Annotated in this window: 18 protein-coding genes and 1 tRNA gene; 8 read left to right on the top strand and 11 right to left on the bottom strand. The window is 69.5% G+C overall.

Features of this window, described 5'->3' with window-relative positions; genetic code table 11:
• Window positions 1-5 precede the first annotated feature (5 nt).
• Genes AB0O21_RS28530 through AB0O21_RS28520 form a run of 3 tightly spaced genes read left to right on the top strand, consistent with a single transcriptional unit; the run spans window position 6 to window position 3,427 of the window.
• The gene (locus AB0O21_RS28530) at window positions 6-1,826 is read left to right on the top strand and encodes a branched-chain amino acid ABC transporter permease (protein WP_365175640.1); all 1,821 of its coding nucleotides are present in this window, start codon (window positions 6-8) and stop codon (window positions 1,824-1,826) included.
• Window positions 1,827-1,829: 3 nt separating this feature from the next.
• Window positions 1,830-2,714 (top strand): ABC transporter ATP-binding protein, encoded by an 885-nt coding sequence (locus AB0O21_RS28525; protein WP_365175638.1) that lies wholly within the window; start codon window positions 1,830-1,832, stop codon window positions 2,712-2,714.
• Window positions 2,711-3,427: an ABC transporter ATP-binding protein gene (locus tag AB0O21_RS28520; RefSeq protein WP_365175636.1), complete on the top strand. Its 717-nt coding sequence runs from the start codon at window positions 2,711-2,713 to the stop codon at window positions 3,425-3,427. Before AB0O21_RS28525 ends, AB0O21_RS28520 begins: the two co-directional genes overlap by 4 nt.
• A gap of 83 nt (window positions 3,428-3,510) precedes the next feature.
• On the opposite strand, the gene AB0O21_RS28515 is transcribed toward AB0O21_RS28520, so the two are convergent.
• The gene (locus AB0O21_RS28515) at window positions 3,511-4,164 is read right to left on the bottom strand and encodes a response regulator (RefSeq protein ID WP_365175634.1); all 654 of its coding nucleotides are present in this window, start codon (window positions 4,162-4,164) and stop codon (window positions 3,511-3,513) included.
• 92 nt (window positions 4,165-4,256) lie between these two features.
• Here AB0O21_RS28515 and AB0O21_RS28510 point away from each other — a divergent pair.
• The 3 genes from AB0O21_RS28510 (at window position 4,257) to AB0O21_RS28500 (ending at window position 5,500) form a co-directional block, all read left to right on the top strand.
• Window positions 4,257-4,339 (top strand) — tRNA-Leu (locus tag AB0O21_RS28510).
• Between the two features lie 85 nt (window positions 4,340-4,424).
• Window positions 4,425-5,213 carry a helix-turn-helix domain-containing protein gene (locus tag AB0O21_RS28505; RefSeq protein WP_365175632.1) on the top strand — a complete coding sequence of 263 codons (789 nt, stop codon included), beginning with the start codon at window positions 4,425-4,427 and terminating at the stop codon, window positions 5,211-5,213.
• A 35-nt stretch (window positions 5,214-5,248) separates the two neighbouring features.
• Window positions 5,249-5,500 carry an EF-hand domain-containing protein gene (locus AB0O21_RS28500; RefSeq protein WP_365175630.1) on the top strand — a complete coding sequence of 84 codons (252 nt, stop codon included), beginning with the start codon at window positions 5,249-5,251 and terminating at the stop codon, window positions 5,498-5,500.
• A gap of 6 nt (window positions 5,501-5,506) precedes the next feature.
• Here the strand turns inward: AB0O21_RS28500 and AB0O21_RS28495 are convergent, their stop codons facing one another.
• On the bottom strand, window positions 5,507-6,112 hold the full coding sequence (locus tag AB0O21_RS28495; protein WP_365175628.1) for a TetR/AcrR family transcriptional regulator: 606 nt from the start codon (window positions 6,110-6,112) through the stop codon (window positions 5,507-5,509).
• Between the two features lie 81 nt (window positions 6,113-6,193).
• On the opposite strand from AB0O21_RS28495, the gene AB0O21_RS28490 reads away from it, so the two are divergent.
• Complete coding sequence (locus AB0O21_RS28490) at window positions 6,194-6,766, top strand: alpha/beta fold hydrolase (RefSeq protein WP_365175626.1); 573 nt, start codon at window positions 6,194-6,196, stop codon at window positions 6,764-6,766.
• Between the two features lie 28 nt (window positions 6,767-6,794).
• On the opposite strand, the gene pyk is transcribed toward AB0O21_RS28490, so the two are convergent.
• Window positions 6,795-8,222: a pyruvate kinase gene (gene pyk / locus AB0O21_RS28485; protein WP_365175624.1), complete on the bottom strand. Its 1,428-nt coding sequence runs from the start codon at window positions 8,220-8,222 to the stop codon at window positions 6,795-6,797.
• A gap of 147 nt (window positions 8,223-8,369) precedes the next feature.
• The gene (locus tag AB0O21_RS28480; RefSeq protein WP_365175622.1) at window positions 8,370-9,071 is read right to left on the bottom strand and encodes an SIMPL domain-containing protein; all 702 of its coding nucleotides are present in this window, start codon (window positions 9,069-9,071) and stop codon (window positions 8,370-8,372) included.
• Window positions 9,072-9,199: 128 nt separating this feature from the next.
• Between AB0O21_RS28480 and AB0O21_RS28475 the strand changes: the two genes are divergently transcribed.
• On the top strand, window positions 9,200-11,008 hold the full coding sequence (locus tag AB0O21_RS28475; RefSeq protein WP_365175620.1) for a 5'-nucleotidase C-terminal domain-containing protein: 1,809 nt from the start codon (window positions 9,200-9,202) through the stop codon (window positions 11,006-11,008).
• Window positions 11,009-11,072: 64 nt separating this feature from the next.
• Here AB0O21_RS28475 and AB0O21_RS28470 read toward each other — a convergent pair whose 3' ends face one another.
• The 7 genes from AB0O21_RS28470 to AB0O21_RS28440 form a co-directional block, all read right to left on the bottom strand.
• Complete coding sequence (locus AB0O21_RS28470; RefSeq protein WP_365175618.1) at window positions 11,073-11,219, bottom strand: hypothetical protein; 147 nt, start codon at window positions 11,217-11,219, stop codon at window positions 11,073-11,075.
• Window positions 11,216-12,529 (bottom strand): hypothetical protein, encoded by a 1,314-nt coding sequence (locus tag AB0O21_RS28465; RefSeq protein WP_365175616.1) that lies wholly within the window; start codon window positions 12,527-12,529, stop codon window positions 11,216-11,218. The genes AB0O21_RS28470 and AB0O21_RS28465 overlap by 4 nt, the downstream gene beginning before the upstream one ends.
• Window positions 12,530-12,577: 48 nt before the next feature.
• Window positions 12,578-13,987, bottom strand: coding sequence for a SidA/IucD/PvdA family monooxygenase (locus AB0O21_RS28460; protein WP_365175614.1), 1,410 nt, complete (start codon window positions 13,985-13,987; stop codon window positions 12,578-12,580).
• On the bottom strand, window positions 13,984-15,375 hold the full coding sequence (locus AB0O21_RS28455) for an aminotransferase class V-fold PLP-dependent enzyme (RefSeq protein WP_365175612.1): 1,392 nt from the start codon (window positions 15,373-15,375) through the stop codon (window positions 13,984-13,986). The genes AB0O21_RS28460 and AB0O21_RS28455 overlap by 4 nt, the downstream gene beginning before the upstream one ends.
• A gap of 247 nt (window positions 15,376-15,622) precedes the next feature.
• A complete protein-coding gene (gene pepN / locus AB0O21_RS28450) occupies window positions 15,623-18,151 on the bottom strand; it encodes an aminopeptidase N (protein WP_365175610.1) in 2,529 nt (842 codons plus the stop codon).
• 59 nt (window positions 18,152-18,210) lie between these two features.
• Window positions 18,211-18,540, bottom strand: coding sequence for a chorismate mutase (locus tag AB0O21_RS28445; RefSeq protein ID WP_365175608.1), 330 nt, complete (start codon window positions 18,538-18,540; stop codon window positions 18,211-18,213).
• 66 nt (window positions 18,541-18,606) lie between these two features.
• Window positions 18,607-19,767 (bottom strand): histidine kinase, encoded by a 1,161-nt coding sequence (locus AB0O21_RS28440; protein WP_365175606.1) that lies wholly within the window; start codon window positions 19,765-19,767, stop codon window positions 18,607-18,609.
• Window positions 19,768-19,818: the final 51 nt, after the last annotated feature.

Below are 19,818 nucleotides of genomic sequence, written 5' to 3'. Positions count from 1 at the left end.
GAACCATGACGACCATCACCGCGGACACCGAAACCGCACAGACCGACACCGTGGCCAAGGGCTTCATCGGCATCCCCGAGAAGACCGCGCGCATCCTCGCCACCGCGGGCGGCACCCTCACCGTCGCCTCCTGCTTCCTGGCCTGGACCTGGACCCCCAAGTACCCCGGCAACCTCACCGTCACCGGCTACCCCGGCGGCCTCCAGTGGCTCGTCCTCATCGGCGGCGCCCTCACCACCCTCTTCGCCCTCGCCTCCTACGGCGTCAAGGGCCTGAGCTGGCTCATCCCCGCAGGCGCCGACGCAGCGATCAAGCTCTCCGCCCTCGCCGCCTTCGCCACCGCCTGGTACACCGGCATCTCCATCTCCACCACCCTCGGCGGCCCGATCAACCTCGAGCCCGGCGGCGGCGTCGCCATGCTCGTCACCCTCGCCGCCCTCATCGGCGCCCTCGCCCTCCCCTTCGAACGCCCCGCGCTCGAAGCCGGCGACCCCGACGACGGCGCCTGGGACCGCTTCAAGCACGACGCCGGCCAGAAGTGGACCACCGTCAAGGCGGCCTTCGCCTCCGGCCCCGTCCGCCCCGCCCGCGCCCTGCCCGCCTGGGCCGAGATCCTGCTGATCGCCGTCGTCCTCGGCCTCGGCCTCGCCGTCTTCACCTACGGCATCACCACCCCGTACCAGGAACTCTTCATCGGCTTCCTGATCACGGCAGCCTTCGGCGCCGCCGCCCTCAACAAGGCCGGCCTGATGGCCCGCGTCACCGCACTCACCACCAAGCACCGCAACGTCGCCCTCGTCGGCGCGTTCGCCGCGGCCGCAGCCTTCCCCCTCACCCAGACCGACGACCAGTACGCGAACCTCGGCGTCAACATCCTGATCTTCGCCACCGTCGCCCTCGGTCTGAACATCGTCGTCGGCCTCACCGGCCTCCTCGACCTCGGATACGTCGCCTTCCTCGGCGTCGGCGCCTACACCGCCGCCCTGGTCTCCGGCTCCCCCAACTCGCCGTTCGGCGTGCACCTGCCCTTCTGGGCCGCACTCCTCGTCGGCGCCGCCGCATCCATGGTCTTCGGCGTCCTCATCGGCGCCCCCACCCTGCGACTGCGCGGCGACTACCTCGCCATCGTCACCCTCGGCTTCGGAGAGATCTTCAGGATCTCGATGAACAACCTCGACGGCGTCTCCGGCCCCGACATCACCAACGGCCCCAACGGCATCGCGAACGTACCGAACGTCGTCCTCTTCGGATTCGACTTCGGCGCACCGCACACCATCGCCGGATTCACCATCGGCCGGTTCGCCAACTACTTCCTGCTGATGCTGCTGATCACGCTCATCGTGGTCCTGGTCTTCCGCCGCAGCGCCGAATCCCGCATCGGCCGCGCCTGGGTCGCCATCCGCGAGGACGAAACCGCCGCCGAAGCCATGGGCATCAACGGCTTCCGCGTCAAGCTCATCGCCTTCGCCCTCGGCGCCACCCTCGCCGGACTCGCCGGAGCCGTCCAGGCACACGTCAACTACACGGTCACCCCCGACCAGTACGTGTTCGCCAACGCCGTCCCGCCGAACTCCGCCTTCCTGCTCGCCGCCGTCGTCCTCGGCGGCATGGGCACCATCTCCGGACCGCTCGTCGGTGGAGCACTGCTCTTCCTGCTCCCCAACAAGCTCCAGTCGCTCGGCGAGTACCAGCTCCTCGCCTTCGGCATCGCACTCGTCATCCTGATGCGCCTGCGTCCCGAGGGCCTCATCCCCAACCGGCGCAACCAGCTTGAGCTCCACAAGGACCTCGAAGCGCCCACAGTCCTCAGCAAGGCAGGGGCCTGACCCATGACGACCACCACCACCGCCGTCGCGGCGGAGACCGTCCTGGACGCACGCGGCGTCACGATGCGGTTCGGCGGCCTCACCGCTGTCAAGAACGTCGACCTCACCGTCAAGAGCGGCGAGATCGTCGGCCTCATCGGCCCCAACGGCGCCGGCAAGACCACCTTCTTCAACTGCCTCACCGGCCTCTACATCCCCACCGAGGGTGAAGTCCGGTACAAGGGCACGGTCCTGCCCCCCAAGTCCTACAAGGTCACCGCGGCCGGCATCGCCCGCACCTTCCAGAACATCCGTCTCTTCAACAACATGACGGTCCTGGAAAACGTCCTCGTGGGCCGCCACACCCGCACCCGCGAAGGCCTCTGGTCCGCCCTCCTGCGCCTGCCCGGCTTCCACAAGGAAGAAGCCGCCAGCCGCGAGAAGGCCATGGAGCTGCTCGAGTTCATCGGCCTCGCACACAAGGCCGAACACCTCGCCCGCAACCTCCCCTACGGCGAACAGCGCAAGCTGGAGATCGCCCGCGCCCTCGCCAGCGACCCCGGACTCATCCTCCTGGACGAGCCCACCGCCGGCATGAACCCGCAGGAGACCCGGGCCGCCGAAGAACTCATCTTCGCCATCCGGGACCAGGGCATCGCCGTCCTCGTCATCGAGCACGACATGCGCTTCATCTTCAACCTCTGCGACCGCGTCGCCTGCCTCGTCCAGGGCGAGAAGCTCATCGAAGGCACCGCCGCCGAGGTCCAGGGAGACGAACGCGTCATCGCCGCCTACCTCGGCGAGCCCTTCGACGGAGCCCCCGGGGCCGAGGAAGCCGCCGAGGTCGAAGCTGCCGAAGCCCACGGCGAGGCGCAGAGCACCACCAGCACGGACGGAGAGACCCAGTGACCGCACTCCTGGAGGTCGAGGACCTCCGCGTCGCCTACGGCAAGATCGAAGCCGTCAAGGGAATCTCCTTCAGCGTCAACGAGGGCGAGATCGTCACCCTCATCGGCACCAACGGCGCCGGCAAGACCACCACGCTGCGGACCCTCTCCGGCCTCATCAAGCCCAAGGGCGGCCAGATCAAGTTCCAGGGCAAGTCCCTGAAGAAGATCCCCGCCCACAACATCGTCTCGCTCGGACTCGCCCACTCCCCCGAGGGGCGGCACATCTTCCCGCGGATGACGATCGAGGACAACCTGCTCCTCGGCGCCTTCCTCCGCAAGGACAAGGAAGGCATCGCCAAGGACGTCCAGCGCGCCTACGACCTCTTCCCGATCCTGGGAGAGCGCCGCAAGCAGGCCGCCGGCACCCTCTCCGGCGGCGAGCAGCAGATGCTGGCCATGGGCCGCGCGCTCATGTCCCAGCCGAAGCTGCTGATGCTCGACGAGCCCTCCATGGGCCTGTCGCCGCTCATGATGCAGAAGATCATGGCGACCATCGCCGAGCTGAAGGCCTCCGGCACGACCATCCTCCTGGTCGAGCAGAACGCCCAGGCCGCGCTGTCCCTGGCCGACCAGGGCCACGTCATGGAGATCGGCAAGGTCGTCCTGTCCGGCCCGGGCCGCGAGCTCCTCGTCAACGAGGACGTCCGCAAGGCCTACCTCGGCGAGGACTGACCCTCCCCTCCCTTCAGTACGCGTGAGGCCCGTCTCCCCTCGGGGGGAGACGGGCCTCACGTCGTACGGGCGCTTCTTGCTTCCTACTTCCCGCTTTCCTTCTTCTTCGCCTCGGCGTCCTCGATGACCACCTCGGCGACCTGCTGCATGGACATCCGGCGGTCCATGGACGACTTCTGGATCCACCGGAACGCGGCGGGCTCGGTCAGGCCGTACTGGGTCTGCAGGATGCTCTTGGCCCGGTCGACGAGCTTGCGGGTCTCCAGCCGCTGGGAGAGGTCGGCGACCTCCTTCTCCAGCGCCCGCAGCTCCGCGAAGCGGGACACGGCCATCTCGATGGCGGGCACGACGTCGCTCTTGCTGAACGGCTTCACGAGGTACGCCATCGCGCCGGCGTCCCGCGCCCGCTCGACGAGGTCGCGCTGCGAGAACGCGGTGAGCATGAGCACGGGGGCGATGGACTCCTCCGCGATCTTCTCGGCGGCGGAGATCCCGTCCAGCACGGGCATCTTCACGTCGAGGATGACGAGGTCGGGCCGGTGCTCACGCGCGAGCTCCACGGCCGTCTGCCCGTCGCCGGCCTCGCCGACGACGGAGTACCCCTCCTCTTCGAGCATCTCTTTGAGGTCGAGACGGATGAGCGCCTCGTCCTCGGCGATGACGACGCGGGTCGTCAGCGGCGGAACGTGCGAGTGGTCGGCGTCGGGCGTGGGCGTCGACTCGTGCTCGGCGGTCACGGGGGCTCCTCTTTGCGGGGCTCTGCTGCTTGGATGAGCCTACCTAGCAGCGAAGCCGCATGGTCACCCGGTACACTCCGACGAGCAACCCTGCCGGGTTGGTGGAATGGCATACACGGATGTCTCAAACACATCTGCCCGTGAGGGCTTGCGGGTTCGAGTCCCGCACCCGGCACCGTCCGAAAAGCGGACGTTCACCTTCGCGTGAACGTTCGCTTTTTTGCTACGTACCGCCAGCGCACGTCACTCACAGTGGCTACATGGAGTTCCACAGCCTGGAAGTACGCCAAACGGCCCTCTCACTGCTGCGCGGGGGCACAAGCAATGCGGTAGTGGCTCGCCGACTCAACGTGCCCCTGGGGACCGTCGGCTACTGGAAGCACATGGACAGGGCCAAGCGTGGCGAGTGTCCCGGCCCTCACCGTCCGGATTGCCACCGCTGCGACGGCAGCCCGCTCGATACACAGGCATACGCCTACCTACTCGGCCTCTACCTGGGGGACGGCCACATAAGCCACTACTCAGGCCACCGGGTACCCAACCTCATGGTCACCTGCGACGACCACTGGCCCGGGCTCATGGATGCAGCCGCGGAGGCCATGCGCCAAGTGTTCCCCTCCAACCAGGTTTGCCGCGTCCGCAAGACCGGTTGCCACAACGTGAAGGTCTACTCGAAGCACGTCACGTGCCTCTTCCCTCAGCATGGGCCCGGCAGGAAGCACGAGCGGCGCATCGCCTTGGAAGCCTGGCAGCAGGAGATCGTCGACGCCCACCCCTGGGCGTTCCTCCGCGGACTCATCCACTCCGACGGGTGTCGGATCACCAACTGGACCACCCGGGTCGTCGCCGGCGAGCGGAAGCGCTACGAGTACCCCCGCTACTTCTTCACGAACAAGTCCGACGACATCCGGAAGCTCTGCATGGACACCCTCACCAAGGTCGGCGTCCAGTGGACGATCCTGGCCCGGGGCAGCGACCCGTTCAACGTGTCCATCGCACGCAAGGAGTCCGTCGCACTGATGGACGCCCACATCGGCCCCAAGTACTAGGTTGAGGTCAGAGGCGACCGAGAAGGGGATGTGCGATGAGCGAGAAGGCCCGGAAGTTGTTCGACGCGCTGGATCTGAACCACGACGGGCAGCTGACCCGCGCGGAGGTGATCTCGGCGTTGCGGTCGAAGGGGCCGACGCTGGCCGCGCAGGGGGATCTGCCGTTCTGGGCGCTCGGGAATGAGGACGTGTCGTCGGCGTTCTTCGATGCGGCGGATGCGAACGGGGACGCGGTGCTGTCGTTCGAGGAGTTCGAAGCCGTGGTCGACCGCCGGTTCGGCTGGTAGGCCCCCCTAGGGGCGGCGCGTCAAGCCCTCCAGGACGGTCGCGACGTGGGCTTCGGCGTCCGCCGGGTCGAGGGGGGCGTGGGCGACGAGGAGGCGGTACCAGAAGGGGCCGAAGACGAGGTCCGTGGCGTGGTCGAGGTCGGTCGTGCCGGGGAGTTCTTCGCGGGTGATGGCGCGGCGGAGGAGGGTGGCCACGACTTCGCGGCGGGTGGCGACCCACGCGCGGAAGGGTTCGGCGAAGGCGGGGTCGAGCTGGGCTTCGGCCATGAGGCCGGTGAGGGCCTTGGTGCGGACGGGGTCGCGGCCGATGCGGTAGAGGTCGGTGACGAAGGTGGTGAGGTCGTCGGCGAGGGTGCCCGTGTCGGGTTCGGGGACGCGGGTGGCGGTTTCGTGGGCGTAGGCGTCCATGACGAGGGCCGGCTTGGACTTCCACCAGCGGTAGACGGTGCTCTTGGCGACGTTGGCGCGTTTGGCGACGCCTTCGATGGTGAGGGCGCCGTAGCCGTTTTCGACGAGTAGGGCCGCTGTGGCTTCGAGGACGGAGTGGTGGGCGTCTTCGTTGCGGAGGCGTCCGCCCGTTCGGGGCGTCGGGTTCTGGGGAGTGGTTGACACGGGATCACGATAGCCCTACCTTTAATCGAAACGCTGCGTAGCGTTTCGATTGATGGATGGATCGGTCTCAGGGGGAGAGTCATGAGCAGGATCGTGATCGCGCACGGGTTCGGGATGAGCAGTGGGGAGCACTGGTACGGGTCCGTGGTGCGGGAGCTGGCCGGCGAGGGGCACGAGGTGCGGGTGCCGGACTTCCCGGAGCCGTTCGCGCCGGACGCCGAGGCGTGGCTGAAGGGGTTGCGGGCGGAGACGGAGGGGGCTCCGGCCTCGGAGACCGTGCTGGTGGGTCACAGCCTGGGCGGGGTGAATGTGCTGCGGCTGCTGCAGGAGCACGACACGGAGGCCGAGGGGGCTTTTGCGGGGGTGGTGTTCGTCGCGTCGATGAATGCCGAGGTGGGCTATGACGCGTTGGCGCCGTTCTTCTCGCCGGAGTTCGACTGGGCGAAGATCCGTGGTGCGGCGCGGGGGTTCCGGGTGTTGCATGCGGCTGATGACCCGGTGACCGGGGAGAGGACCTCGGAGCACGTCATGCGGTTCGTGACGGAGCTGGGGGCGACGGCGAGGGTGACCGCGTCGGGCGGGCATTTCCCGAGTACGGGAGTGAATCTGCCGGAGTTGCCCGACGCGGTGCGTCTCATACGTGAGGTGCTGTAGCGGCCGCATGCTTGGCGCGGCCGCGCGCCTAGCGGACGGGGTCGCCGATGTGGTGGATGCGGACCAGGTTGGTGGAGCCGGAGACGCCGGGGGGTGAGCCGGCGGTGATGACGACGGTGTCGCCGGGGATGCAGCGGCCGATGCGGAGGAGTTCTTCTTCGACCTGGGCGACCATCGCGTCGGTGGAGTCGACGTGGGGGCCGAGGAAGGTTTCCACGCCCCAGGTGAGGTTGAGCTGGGAGCGGGTGGCCGGGTCGGGGGTGAAGGCGAGGAGGGGGATGGGTGAGCGGTAGCGGGAGAGCCGGCGGACGGTGTCGCCGCTCTGGGTGAAGGCGACGAGGAACTTGGCGTCGAGGAAGTCGCCCATTTCGGCGGCGGCTCGGGCGACGGCTCCGCCTTGGGTGCGGGGCTTGTTGCGCTCGGTGAGGGGCGGGAGGCCCTTGGCGAGGATGTCCTCTTCGGCGGCTTCGACGATGCGGGACATGGTGCGGACGGTCTCGATGGGGTATTTGCCGACGCTGGTTTCGCCGGAGAGCATGACGGCGTCGGTGCCGTCGATGATGGCGTTGGCGACGTCGGAGGCTTCGGCGCGGGTGGGCCGGGAGTTGTCGATCATCGAGTCGAGCATTTGGGTCGCGACGATGACGGGTTTGGCGTTGCGCTTGGCGAGCTTGACGGCGCGCTTCTGGACGATCGGGACCTGTTCCAGGGGCATTTCGACGCCGAGGTCGCCGCGGGCGACCATGATTCCGTCGAAGGCGGCGACGATGTCATCGATGTTCTCGACGGCCTGGGGCTTTTCGATCTTGGCGATGACGGGGAGGCGGCGGTCTTCCTCGTCCATGATGCGGTGGACGTCTTCGATGTCGCGGCCGCTGCGGACGAAGGAGAGGGCGATGACGTCGGCGCCGATGCGCAGGGCCCAGCGGAGGTCTTCGATGTCCTTGTCGGAGAGTGCGGGGACGGAGACGGCTACGCCGGGGAGGTTGAGGCCCTTGTTGTCGGAGACCATGCCGCCTTCGACGACGGTGGTGTGGACGCGGGGGCCGTCGACTGCGGTGACTTCGAGGGTGACGCGGCCGTCGTCGACGAGGATGCGTTCGCCGGTGGTGACGTCGGCGGCGAGGCCTTTGTAGGTGGTGCCGCAGGTGTGGCGGTCGCCTTCGTGGTCTTCGACGGTGATGGTGAACTCGTCACCGCGTTCAAGGAGTACGGGTCCTTCGCGGAAGCGGCCGAGGCGGATCTTCGGGCCTTGAAGGTCGGCGAGGATGCCGACGCTGCGGCCGGTCTCGTCCGAGGCCTTGCGTACGCGCTGGTAGCGCTCCTCGTGTTCGGCGTAGGTGCCGTGGCTGAGGTTGAAGCGGGCGATGTCCATGCCGGCTTCGACCAGGGCTTTGATCTGGTCGTATGAGTCGGTGGCGGGGCCCAGGGTACATACGATTTTCGCTCGGCGCATGGGGCGAGCGTATTCCCCTACTTAGGAGTAGGTAATCGCTTCCGGGTGTCCACTCAACAACCTTTAAGCAAAAGGTTGTTGACAACTGTTGAATGTGCATGGGGGTGCTCTGATGAGCACCCCCGGAGCGCCGAATTCAGGGTCTGTTCAGAGCTGTGGAGGGGTCATGGTGAAGCGGGCGTTCACCTGGGCGTAGACGGTCTGGCGCTGGGGTTCGAGGTCGAGGGGCGGGGGGCCGGCGTCTTCGGTGGCGCTGAAGGCCATGGTGCGCATTCCGGCGCCGGGGGCGGCGGGGAAGGGGGTGGCGTTCTCGGCGCCGAGGTCGGCGAGTTCGACGAGGGCGGCGAGCTGGGCGCCGAGGGCTTCGGCGTATTCGCGGGCGCGCTGGACGGCTTCGAGTACGGCTTGGCGGCGGGCTTGGCCGTGGGCGGGTGAGGTGGGGCGCAGGGCCCACCAGGGGCCGTCGACCTGGGTGAGTTCGAGGTCGGCGAGGCGGGTGGTGAGTTCGCCGAGGGTGGTGAAGTCGCTGAGTTCGGCGGTGATGTGGACGCGGCCGTGGTAGGCGCGGATGCGTTCGGCGCGGCCGTGGCGGGTGAGTTCGGGGGTGATGGAGAAGGAGCCGGTTTCGAGTTTTTCGACGGGTTCGCCGTAGCTCTTGATGAGGTCGAGGACGGTGTTGTTGCGTCGGGTGAGGTCTTCGAGGGCTGTGCGTCGGTCGGTGCCGCGGGCGCTGACGGTGATGCCGATGCGGGCGATTTCGGGGTCGACTTCGAGGCGGGCTTCGCCGCGGACTGCTACGCGGGGGACTTCGGGGGTTCCGTAGGGCTGGTGCGGTGCGTCCTGGGTCATGGTTTCACTGTCGCACTGCGGCCGGTGGGGGTGTGGTCATCGGATCGAAACCTGGTGGGGGTGTTGCGGCTTGTTACTCGTGGGTCAGAATCTACGCGCGTTGTTCACGCCTCAAAAGGGGAGATGGCATGGCGTTCGACCGCAGGACTTTTCTGGGGACCACGGCTGCGACGGGTGCGGCTGTGGCGTTGACGGGGGCCACGAGCACCCCGGCCGCCGCGCAGTCGGCGGGCAGTTCGGCCGGTTCGGCCGGTGTGCGGACGTACTCGTTCACGGTGATGGGTACGACCGACTTGCACGGGAATGTCTTCAACTGGGACTACTTCACGGACAAGGAGTTCGACGACAAGGCGCACAACGACGTGGGTCTGGCGAAGATCTCCACGCTGGTGGAGCAGGTGCGTGCGGAGAAGGGGCGGCGCAACACGCTGCTGATCGACGCGGGTGACACGATCCAGGGCACGCAGTTGTCGTACTACTACGCCAAGGTGGATCCGATCACCGCGCGGCGGGGTCCGGTGCATCCGATGGCGCAGGCGATGAATGCGATCGGGTATGACGCGGCGGCGCTGGGGAACCACGAGTTCAATTATGGGATTCCGGTGCTGCGGAAGTTCGAGGAGCAGTGTGATTTCCCGCTGCTGGGGGCGAACGCGCTGGATGCGAAGACGCTGCGGCCGGCGTTCGCGCCGTACAGCATGCACTGTCTGCGGACTCCGCACGGGCGTGATGTGAAGGTGGCGGTGCTGGGGCTGACGAACCCGGGGATCGCGCTGTGGGACAAGGCGAACGTGCAGGGGAAGATGACGTTCCCGGGGCTGGAGGAGCAGGCGGCGAAGTACGTGCCGCGGTTGCGTTCGATGGGTGCGGACGTGGTGATCGTGTCGGCGCATTCGGGGTCGAGCGGGACGTCTTCGTACGGGGACCAGTTGCCGTACATCGAGAACGCGGCGGCTCTGGTGGCGGAGCAGGTGCCGGGGATCGACGCGATCCTGGTGGGGCACGCGCACACGGAGATTCCCGAGTACCGGGTGAAGAACAAGGCTTCCGGCAAGGACGTGGTGCTGTCGGAGCCGCTGAAGTGGGGGCAGCGGCTGACGCTGTTCGACTTCGAGCTGTCGTGGTCGCGGGGCCGCTGGTCGGTGGAGAAGGTCGCGGCGAAAGTGTTGAACTCGAACACGGTCGCCGAGGACCCGAAGATCACGGGGTTGCTGGAGGACGAGCACCGCAAGGTCGTGGCGTATGTGAACCAGGTGATCGGTACGTCGACGCAGGCGATGTCCTCGGCTGAGGGGCCGGTGAAGGACGTGGCGATCATCGATCTGATCAACCACGTGCAGGCGGAGACGGTGAAGGGGGCGCTGGCCGGTACGGAGTGGGCGGCGCTGCCGGTGCTGTCGCAGGCGTCGTGTTTCTCGCGGACGGCGGCGATACCGGCCGGGCAGGTGACGATCCGGGACGCGGCGGGCCTGTACCCGTTCGAGAACACGCTGGAGGCGCGGCTGCTGACCGGCGCCCAGTTGAAGGACTACCTGGAGTATTCGGCGAAGTACTTCGTGCGGACGGCTCCGGGTGAGGCGGTGGATCCGGCGAAGCTGACGAACGCGGAGGGGACGCCGGACTACAACTACGACGCGGTGTACGGGCTGTCGTACGAGATCGACATTGCGCAGCCGGCGGGTTCGCGGATCTCGGGGTTGTCGTTCCAGGGGAAGGCGTTGGATCCGGCGGCGCGGTTCGTGCTGGCGGTGAACAACTACCGGGCCTCGGGTGGCGGGAACTTCCCGCATGTGCCGGGTGCGCGGCAGTTGTGGGCGAACTCGGACGAGATCCGGAACACGATCATCACGTGGGTGAAGGCGAAGGGGACGGTGGATCCGACGCAGTTCGCGTCGGTGGACTGGCGGCTGACGCGGGCCGGTACGCCGGTCTTCTAGGGGCCGGTCGTGTGTGTGCGGGGCCGGGGTCCGCGGTGGTGGGCTTCCGGCCCCGTCGGCGTGTTCAGAGGACGGTGTGGACGAGGTGGGCGGGGACGGCGGCGTCGAGGGCTGCGATGAGGCGTGCGCCGTGCTTGACCTGCTGTGGGTGGAGGTCCAGGTCGCAGCCGCAGCCGGTGAGCACGGTGCGGGTGTCGCCGTCGCGGATCATGAGTGCGATCTCGTTGAAGACGATGTCGTGCTCGTCGTCGTTGCCGTCGCGGCAGACGATGCCCCAGGGGGTGAGGACGTAGTGTCCGCGTGCGTTGCGGCGGGTGTCGCGCGGCGTAGGCGGGGCATCGGGAAGACGGTGCCGGGGGTGGCGGGGCCTTCGGTGCGCCAGCAGTCGGAGTTGCGCAGGCCGGTGCCGCGGGGGCCTTCCAGGCGGGGGTGGGTCTGGTGGGGGACGACGAGGACGGCGTCGGTGAGGGCCTGTTCCAGGTAGTGGCGTACGTCTTGTGGGGTGACGGCTTGGAGGCGTTCGAGGAGGGTGCGGTCGTCGAGGTAGGGGGTGCCGAAGAGTTCTGCGGCGACGGCGCGTTCGAGGCTGTTCCAGTGGCCTGCGATGTAGTCGTGTTCGGCGCGGACCTGGGCGGTGAATGCGTCGAGTTCGGTCTGGTCGGGGCCTTCGCGGGTGAGGCGGCGGGTTTCGGACCAGAGGGTTTCCGCGGCTTCTTCGGCGTGTCCTTCGACGGTGTCGAGGAGGAGGACGCGGTCCTGGGTGAGGCGGTCGCGGATGAAGTAGTGGCCGGTGACGCTGTTGCTGATGCCGAGGCGGTCGCGGGCGGTGCGTTCGACGCGGCGGCGCAGGGTCATGAGGGCGGTGATGGCGGGGGCCGAGGAGGCGCCCGAGGTGAGGAGCAGGGAGACGGTGTCGACGGGCCGGTGCTGCCAGGAGCGGCCGGCTCGGGTGCGGGGGGTGGTGCGCTGGGGTGGGGGGCCTTCGGGGAGGGGGAGGGTGAGTCCTTGGGGTATGGGGCCGTCGAGGGCGAGGACGGCGTTGCCGCGGGTGAAGTGGGTGGCGGCGTGTGCGTGGACCGTGTCGGGGGTGAGGCGGGTGTACATGTCGCCGTTGTGGTGGAGGGCGAGGCCGTAGGAGTGGGGGCCGAAGCGGGCTCCGAGGGGTGCGACGGCCTGGTGTTCGGGTATCAGGGCGCCGTCGATGCCGAGCAGGCGGGCGGTGTGTTCGGTGCGGTGCAGCGGTAGGTCGGACAGGGTGCGGCAGACGGTGTGCAGGAAGTCGGCGACGGCTTCGGGGGTGCCGGCGGCGTGGAAGCGGGTTTCCTCCGCGTGGACGGTGGATCCGTACTGGTGGAGGCGTGGGCCGGTCTCGTTCATGACGAGGGCTTCGATGAGACGGGTGACGCCCATGGTGGGGGCGGTTTCGTCCCGGATGCCGCACCCGAAGGCGAGCATGGCGGTGAGGGTGCCGGGGGTGCTGCTCGACAGGAGGGTGACTCCGTCGACGGTGCTTCGCTGCATGGCGGCGACCCTAGCGCCGGGGTGCGGGTGGGCCGCCGGGGGGTCGGGTCAGGGGTGTTCGACGAGGGGGAGCAGGTCGATGGTGGGGCGTGGCCGGGTGTGTTCGCGCTGTTCGAGGCCGAAGGTGGTGAAGGCGGTGCGGGTGGGCTGGGGGTAGGGGTCTTTGCCGGTGAGGGTGTTGAGGATGGCGGCGCTGCGCCAGGCGGCGAGGCCGAGGTCGGGGGCTCCGACGCCGTGGGTGTGGCGTTCGCCGTTCTGGACGAAGATGCTGCCGGTGACGCTGGGGTCGAGGATCATCCGGTGGCGGTCGTCGATGCGGGGGCGTCCTGAGGAGTCCTTGCGCAGGTAGGGGTCGAGGCCTGCGAGGAGCCGGGTCAGGGGGCGTTCCTGGTAGCCGGTGGCGAGGACGACGGCGTCGGTGGTGAGGCGGGAGCGGGTGCCCTGGTCGATGTGTTCGAGGTGGAGTTCCACCTTGGTGGTGGCGACGCGGCCGGCGGTGCGGACGCTGACGCCGGGGGTGAGGACGGCGTCGGGCCAGCCGCCGTGGAGGGTGCGGCGGTAGAGCTCTTCGTGGATGGCGGCGATGGTGTCGGCGTCGATGCCTTTGTGGAGTTGCCATTGGGCGGGGACGAGGCGGTCGCGTACGGGTTCGGGGAGGGCGTGGAAGTAGCGGGTGTAGTCGGGGGTGAAGTGTTCGAGGCCGAGCTTGGAGTACTCCATGGGGGCGAAGGAGGGGGTGCGGGCGAGCCAGGTGAGGCGTTCGCGGCCGGTGGGGCGGGCGCGCAGGAGGTCGAGGAAGACTTCGGCGCCGGACTGGCCTGATCCGATGACGGTGACGTGGTCGGCGCCGAGGATGCGCTGTCGGTTGTCGAGGTAGTCGGCGCTGTGGATGACGGGGACGGTGGGGGCTTCGGCGAGGGGGCGCAGGGGTTCGGGGACGTAGGGGGCGGTGCCGATGCCGAGGGCGAGGTTGCGGGTGTAGGTGCGGCCGAGGGCTTCGGCTTCGCCGTCGGTGTCGATCTGGGTGAAGTCGACTTCGAAGAGGTCGCGTTCGGGGTTCCAGCGGACGGCGTCGACTTGGTGGCCGAAGTGGAGTCCGGGGAGGCGGCCGGCGACCCAGCGGCAGTAGGCGTCGTATTCGGCGCGCTGGATGTGGAACTGCTCGGCGAAGTAGAAGGGGAAGAGCCGTTCCTTGTGCTTGAGGTAGCTGAGGAAGCTCCAGGGGCTGGTGGGGTCGGCGAGGGTGACGAGGTCGGCGAGGAAGGGGACTTGGAGGGTGGCTCCGTCGATGAGGAGTCCGGGGTGCCAGCGGAAGTCGCGGCGCTGGTCGTAGAAGGCGGTGGCGAGTTCGCCGGCTCCTTGGTTCGGGAGGCCGTGGGCGAGGGCGGCGAGGGAGAGGTTGAAGGGTCCGATGCCGATTCCGACGAGGTCGTGGGGTGCATCGAGCTGGGCGGTCATCGGCGGGTGCTGCCTTCCAGGAGGGTGATGAGGGTGTCCAGGTCCCTCGCCGTGGTGTGGGGGTTGAGCAGGGTGGCTTTGAGCCAGAGCCGGCCGTCGGCGCGGGTGCGGCCGAGGACGGCGCGGCCTTGGTGGAGGAGGGTGCGGCGCAGGGTGGCGATGTCCTCGTCGGTGGCGTGGGTGGGCCGGAAGAGGACGGTGCTGATGGTGGGGGGTGCGTGGAGTTCGAAGCGGGGGTGGGCGTCGAGGAGCCGGGCGAGCTGGTGGGCGAGTGCGCAGGTGTGGTCGATGAGGTCGACGAGGCCGTCGCGGCCCAGTGCGCGCAGGGTGGCGGCGATTTTGAGGGCGTCGGGGCGGCGGGTGGTGCGCAGGGAGCGGCCGAGGAGGTCGGGCAGGCCGGCTTCGGTGTCGTCGGTGGCGTTGAGGTAGTCGGCCTGGTGGGCGAGGGGGGTGAGCAGGGCGGTGTCGGGGACGACGAGGAGTCCTGCGGCGACGGGCTGCCAGCCGAGTTTGTGGAGGTCGACGGTGAGGGAGTGGGCGCGGCCGAGTCCGGCGAGTTTGTGGCGGTGGGTGGGGCTGAGGGCGAGTGGTCCCCCGTAGGCGGCGTCGATGTGGAGGTCGGCGCCGTGGCGGTCGCAGAGGTCGGCGATGTGTGGGAGGGGGTCGATGAGTCCTGCGTCGGTGGTGCCGGCGGTGGCGGTGACGAGGGTGGGGCCGGGGGTGGTGGCGAGGGCTTCGGCGAGGGTGGCGGGGTCGAGGGTGCCGGTGGGGGTGGGCAGGGAGGTGGCGGGTGGGAGGCCGAGGAGCCAGGCGGCGCGGGGGATGGAGTGGTGGGCGTTGGCGCCGTGCAGGACGGTGAGGTGGGGGCCGTGGCGTTCGCGGGCGAGGAGGAGGGCGAGCTGGTTGGCTTCGGTGCCGCCGGTGGTGACGAGGGCGTCGGCGTGGGGGGTGTCGTAGAACTCGGCGGCGAGCGTGCGGGTGAGGAGTGCTTCGATCGCGGAGGCGGCGGGGGCCTGGTCCCAGGAGTCGAGGGAGGGGTTCAGGGCGGTGGCGGCGAGGTCCGCGGCGGTCGCGACGGCGAGGGGCGGGCAGTGCAGGTGGGCGGCGCAGAGGGGTTCGGCGGGGTCGGCGGCGCCTGCGGCGAGGGTGCGGACGAGGGTGGTGAGGGCTTCGTGCGGGCCGGTGCCGTGGTCGGGCAGTACGTCGCCGAGTGCGGCGGTGACGCGGGCGGTGACGGTGTCGGGGCCGCCGGGTGGGAGGGGGCCGCCGCGTTCCTTCGCGCCGGTGGTCAGGGCGGTGAGGACGGTGTCGAGGAGGGGGCGGAGGGATTGCGCGCCGGTGGCTCCGCCGGCGAGCGGTGGTCTTCCGGGTCCGGGCGGCGCGGTCATGGCGGTGTCCTCACGGGAATGGGGGCGGCGGGGGCCGGCCCTGTCGTGGGGGCACCTGGCGGGGCGGTGCTGCGGTGGCAGCCGGTGCCCGACGGGTACAACGATCAGACCCGAATGGGGTAACCGCCGGGGTTTTTCCGGGTTTTGTTTGGCCAGTTCCCTCCGGGGGTGGGTGATGGGTGGGCGGGTGCGGGGGCCGCTGCGCGGAGCTGGTCCCCGCCCCGCCCTTTCTCCGTTTCCCGGGGGGCTAGTTCGTGCGGACCCGGAGGGCTCGGGCGAGGTCGTCGAGCTGGTCGATCAGTTTGCGGCGGAGCAGGGGGAGGATGTCCGGGCTTTCCAGGCAGGTGTGGCCGGCCTGGAGGTTGGAGTCGTCGATGGCGTAGACGGGGAAGGCCCAGCGGCCGGCGGCTTCGGCGATGGCGGGGCCGCGGCGGGCGCCGAGGGCTACGGCCTCGGGGTAGTAGCGGGGTACGTATTCCCGTACGAGGTCGGTCTGTTCGGGCTGCCAGAAGCCTTGGGCGGTGGCGCTGAAGAGGTAGTTGGACAGGGTGTCGTCGTGGAAGAGGCGGTTCCAGGCGGCGGCCTTGGCTTCGGGGGTGGGCAGCGCGGCGCGGCAGCGGGCCGCGCCTTCCTGGCCGGTGGCGCTGGGGTCGGCGGCCAGTGCGGCGTCGATGGCGGTTTCGTCGACGGCGCCGAGTACGGAGAGCCGGGCGAGGATGCGCCAGCGCAGTTCGGGGTCGAGTTCGGGGCCGCCGGGGACGGAGTCGTCGGCGAGCCAGGCGGCGATGGTGTCGGGCTGGGTGGCGCTGTCGACGAGGGTGCGTACGGCGGTCAGTCGCAGGCCGGGTTCCGAGCCGTCTTCGGTGCGGCGCAGCAGGTCGCGGGCGATGGTCGTGAGGGTGGCGAGGGCGGCGGTGCGCTGTTCGGGGGCGAGGTAGCGGACGGCGATCTGGGTGCGGGCGAAGGTGATGACGCCTTGGACGATGGCGAGGTCGTGTTCCTCGGGGAGGTGTGCCTCGGCGGTGGTGAGGTAGTCGTGCGGGTCGAGTTCGCCGTCGCGGACCATGTCGCGCAGGGAGTTCCAGACGACGGCGCGGGTGAGCGGGTCGGGGATGCCGGAGAGGCCCCGCAGGACGGTTTCGACGGAGGTTTCGTCGAGGCGGACCTTGGCGTAGGTGAGGTCGGTGTCGTTGAGGAGGAGGAGTGCGGGGCGCGGGCCGCTGACGGAGAGGACCTCGTCGGAGGGGATGTCGAGGTGGAGGAGTTCGGTGCGTTCCAGGGCGCGGCCGTCGGCGGAGTCGCGGTCGTAGACGCCGACGGCGATGTGGTGGGGGCGGGTGCCGGTGCGGTCGATGGTGAGGGTCCAGCCGGCGGGGGTCTCGGGGTTCTCCTCGATCTCCGGGGTGAGGGTGTCGATGCCGGTGGTGCGCAGCCAGATGTCGGCCCAGGCGTGGACGTCGCGTTCGGTGTGGGCGGCGAGGGAGTTGACGAAGTCGGCGAGGGAGGCGTTGGCGAACTTGTGGCGGGCGAAGTGGGTGTTGATGCCGGCGAGGAAGTCCTTTTCGCCGAGCCAGGCGACGAGTTGGCGGAGGGCGGAGGCGCCCTTGGCGTAGGAGATGCCGTCGAAGTTGAGGAGGGCGGAGGCGGTGTCGGGGACGTCGTCGGGGTCGGGGGCTACGGGGTGGGTGGAGGGGCGCTGGTCGGCGTCGTAGCCCCAGGCCTTGCGGGTGACGCCGAAGTCGGTCCAGGTGTCGGTGAAGCGGGTGGCTTCGGTGAGGGTCTGGTAGCCCATGTATTCGGCGAAGGATTCGTTGAGCCAGATGTCGTCGAACCAGGCGAGGGTGACGAGGTCGCCGAACCACATGTGGGCCATTTCGTGGGCGATGACCATGGCGCGGGTCTGGCGTTCGGTGTCGGTGACGGCGGAGCGGTAGATGAACTCGTCGCGGAAGGTGACGAGTCCGGGGTTCTCCATGGCGCCGGCGTTGAACTCGGGTACGAAGGCCTGGTCGTAGGAGTCGAAGGGGTAGGGCTCGGTGAACTTCTCCTGGTAGCGGTCGAAGCAGGCCTTGGTGATGGACAGGATCTCTTCGGCGTCGGTGTCCATGTGGGGGGCGAGGGACTGGCGGCAGTGGATGCCGAAGGGCAGGCCGGCGTGCCGGGTGTGGATGCTGTGCCAGGGGCCTGCGGCGACGGCGGCGAGGTAGGTGGAGATGAGGGGGGTGGGGGCGGAGTGCCAGGTGCCGGCGGCGGGCCGGTCCGCGTCGGCGGCGCGTTCGCCGGTGCGGGTGGTGATGCCGTTGGCGAGGACCGTCCAGTGCTCGGGGGCGGTGACGGTGAACTCGAAGACGGCCTTGAGGTCGGGCTGGTCGAAGGCCGCGAAGACGCGCTGGACGTCGTCCATGAACATCTGGCTGTAGACGTACGTCTCGCCGTCGGCGGGGTCGGTGAAGCGGTGGAGGCCTTCGCCGGTGCGGGAGTAGCGCATGCGGGTGTCGATGCGCAGCTCGTGGGGGCCTTCGGTGAGGCCGGCGAGGGGGAGGCGGTTGTCCTGGAGGGTGGTGACGGGGAGGGGCTCGCCGTCCAGGAGGGCCGATTTCAGGTGTTCGGGCTTGAGTTCTACGAAGGTGTCGCCCGCGCTGCGTGCGGTGAAGCGGATGTCGACGCTGGAGTCGAAGGTTTCGTCGCCGGTGGTGAGGTCGAGGGTGACGGCGTAGTGGTGGACGTCGAGGAGCTGGGCTCGGGTTCGCGCTTCGTTGCGCGTCAGTGCGGACATGGGGCCCATGCTGCCGCAGCGGGCAGTCGGACCCCAGTCACCCGCTCGGACGGCGTCCGCTACTTGTCGTCTTCGCCCGCGGCGATCGTCTCGTGGTGGCGGATGACCTCGGCGATGATGAAGTTGAGGAGTTTCTCGGCGAAGGCCGGGTCGAGTTTGGCGTTCTCGGCGAGCTGGCGCAGTCGGGTGATCTGAGCGGCTTCGCGGCCCGGGTCGGCCGGGGGCAGCTGGTGGCGGGCCTTGAGGTGGCCGACCTGCTGGGTGCACTTGAAGCGCTCGGCGAGCATGTGGACCACGGCCGCGTCGATGTTGTCGATGCTGTCCCGGAGGCGGGCGAGTTCCGCGGCGACGCCCGCGTCGGTCCCGTTGTCGATGTCGCTGTTGTTCATGGTCCCCGAGAATACGTGTCGGAGACGATCAAGTCCCGGGGCAGCCGGTTGGTGAGACGGCCGGGGTCACAGGGGCAGGAGCGCGGTGACGAGCCAGCCGCCTTCGGGGGTGGGGCCGGCCGTGAGGGTGCCGCCGAGGGCTTCGGCGCGTTCGGCCATGCCGGCGAGTCCGTAGCCTCCGCCGCGGGCGTTCTCGGAGAGTTTGGCGGGGCGGCCGCCGTCGTCGGCGATGCGGAGTTCGAGGCCGGTGGGGACGGTGCGCAGGCCGACGCGGACGGCGGTGGCGGTGGCGGCGTGCTTGCCGATGTTGGTGAGGGCTTCGAGGACGATGCGGTGGGCGGTGGCGGCAACGTGGCCGGGGAGGCGGTGTTCCAGGCCTTCTTCGATGTAGAGGACCACGGGCGGGCCGGTGGCGGAGAACCGTTCGGCGAGTTCGCGGATGTCGGCGAGGCCGGCGACGGGGGCGGTGGCCGTGGCCGTGGGGCCGGTGGGGCCGTCGTTCTCGCGGAGGATCTTGACGAGGCGGCGCATGGAGCCGAGGGCTTCGTCGCCGGCGGTTTCGATGCGGCCGAAGATCTCGGCGGCGTGTTCGGCGGAGACCTTGGTGAAGCGGGCGGCGCGGGCTTCGACGACGATGCCGGTGACGTGGTGGGCGACGAGGTCGTGGAGCTCGCGGGCGAGCTCGAGGCGTTCGGCGGTGCGGACGGCGTGCAGGTCGCGTACGCGTTGGACGGACTGGAGGCGCAGGAGCAGCGAGTAGGTGCTGATGACGACGGTGAGGACGGAGAAGAGGAGCGTGAAGCGGCCGGGGTCGGTGTCGCGGACGGGTACGGCCATGCAGCCGAGGCCGAGGAGGGGGCCGAGGACGGCGGCGGTGCGGGCCGGGGCGCGGAGCAGGACCTGGGAGAGGAGGACGAGGAGGGCGAGGGCCTCGCCGCCGCCCCAGACGATGAGGGGGTGGTTGCCGAATATCAGGGCGAGGGTGGCGGTCCAGGTGACGGCGGCGGCGAACCAGGCGCGGGTGAGGAGGGGGATGCGCGGCCAGGGCGCGGCGCTGAGGCAGACGAGGATGCCGGACACCCAGACGGTGGCGTGCGGGAGGCTGGGCTGGCGGGCGAGGACGACGCCCTCGAAGGTGACGAGGGCGAGGAGGACGAGGGAGAGGGCGAGGCGGATCAGGTCGGCGGTGTGGGGGTGCCGGCGGGCCCAGCCGCTGAGGGGGCTCATGGGGTGCCCCGCGGGACTGCGTCCCGGACCCGGGTGGGTGCGGGCTGGTAC

Origin of the sequence: Streptomyces sp. NPDC091371, from assembly GCF_040684275.1 — a bacterium.
GTDB lineage: Bacteria > Actinomycetota > Actinomycetes > Streptomycetales > Streptomycetaceae > Streptomyces.
This window is presented reverse-complemented; position numbering and strand designations above follow the sequence as displayed.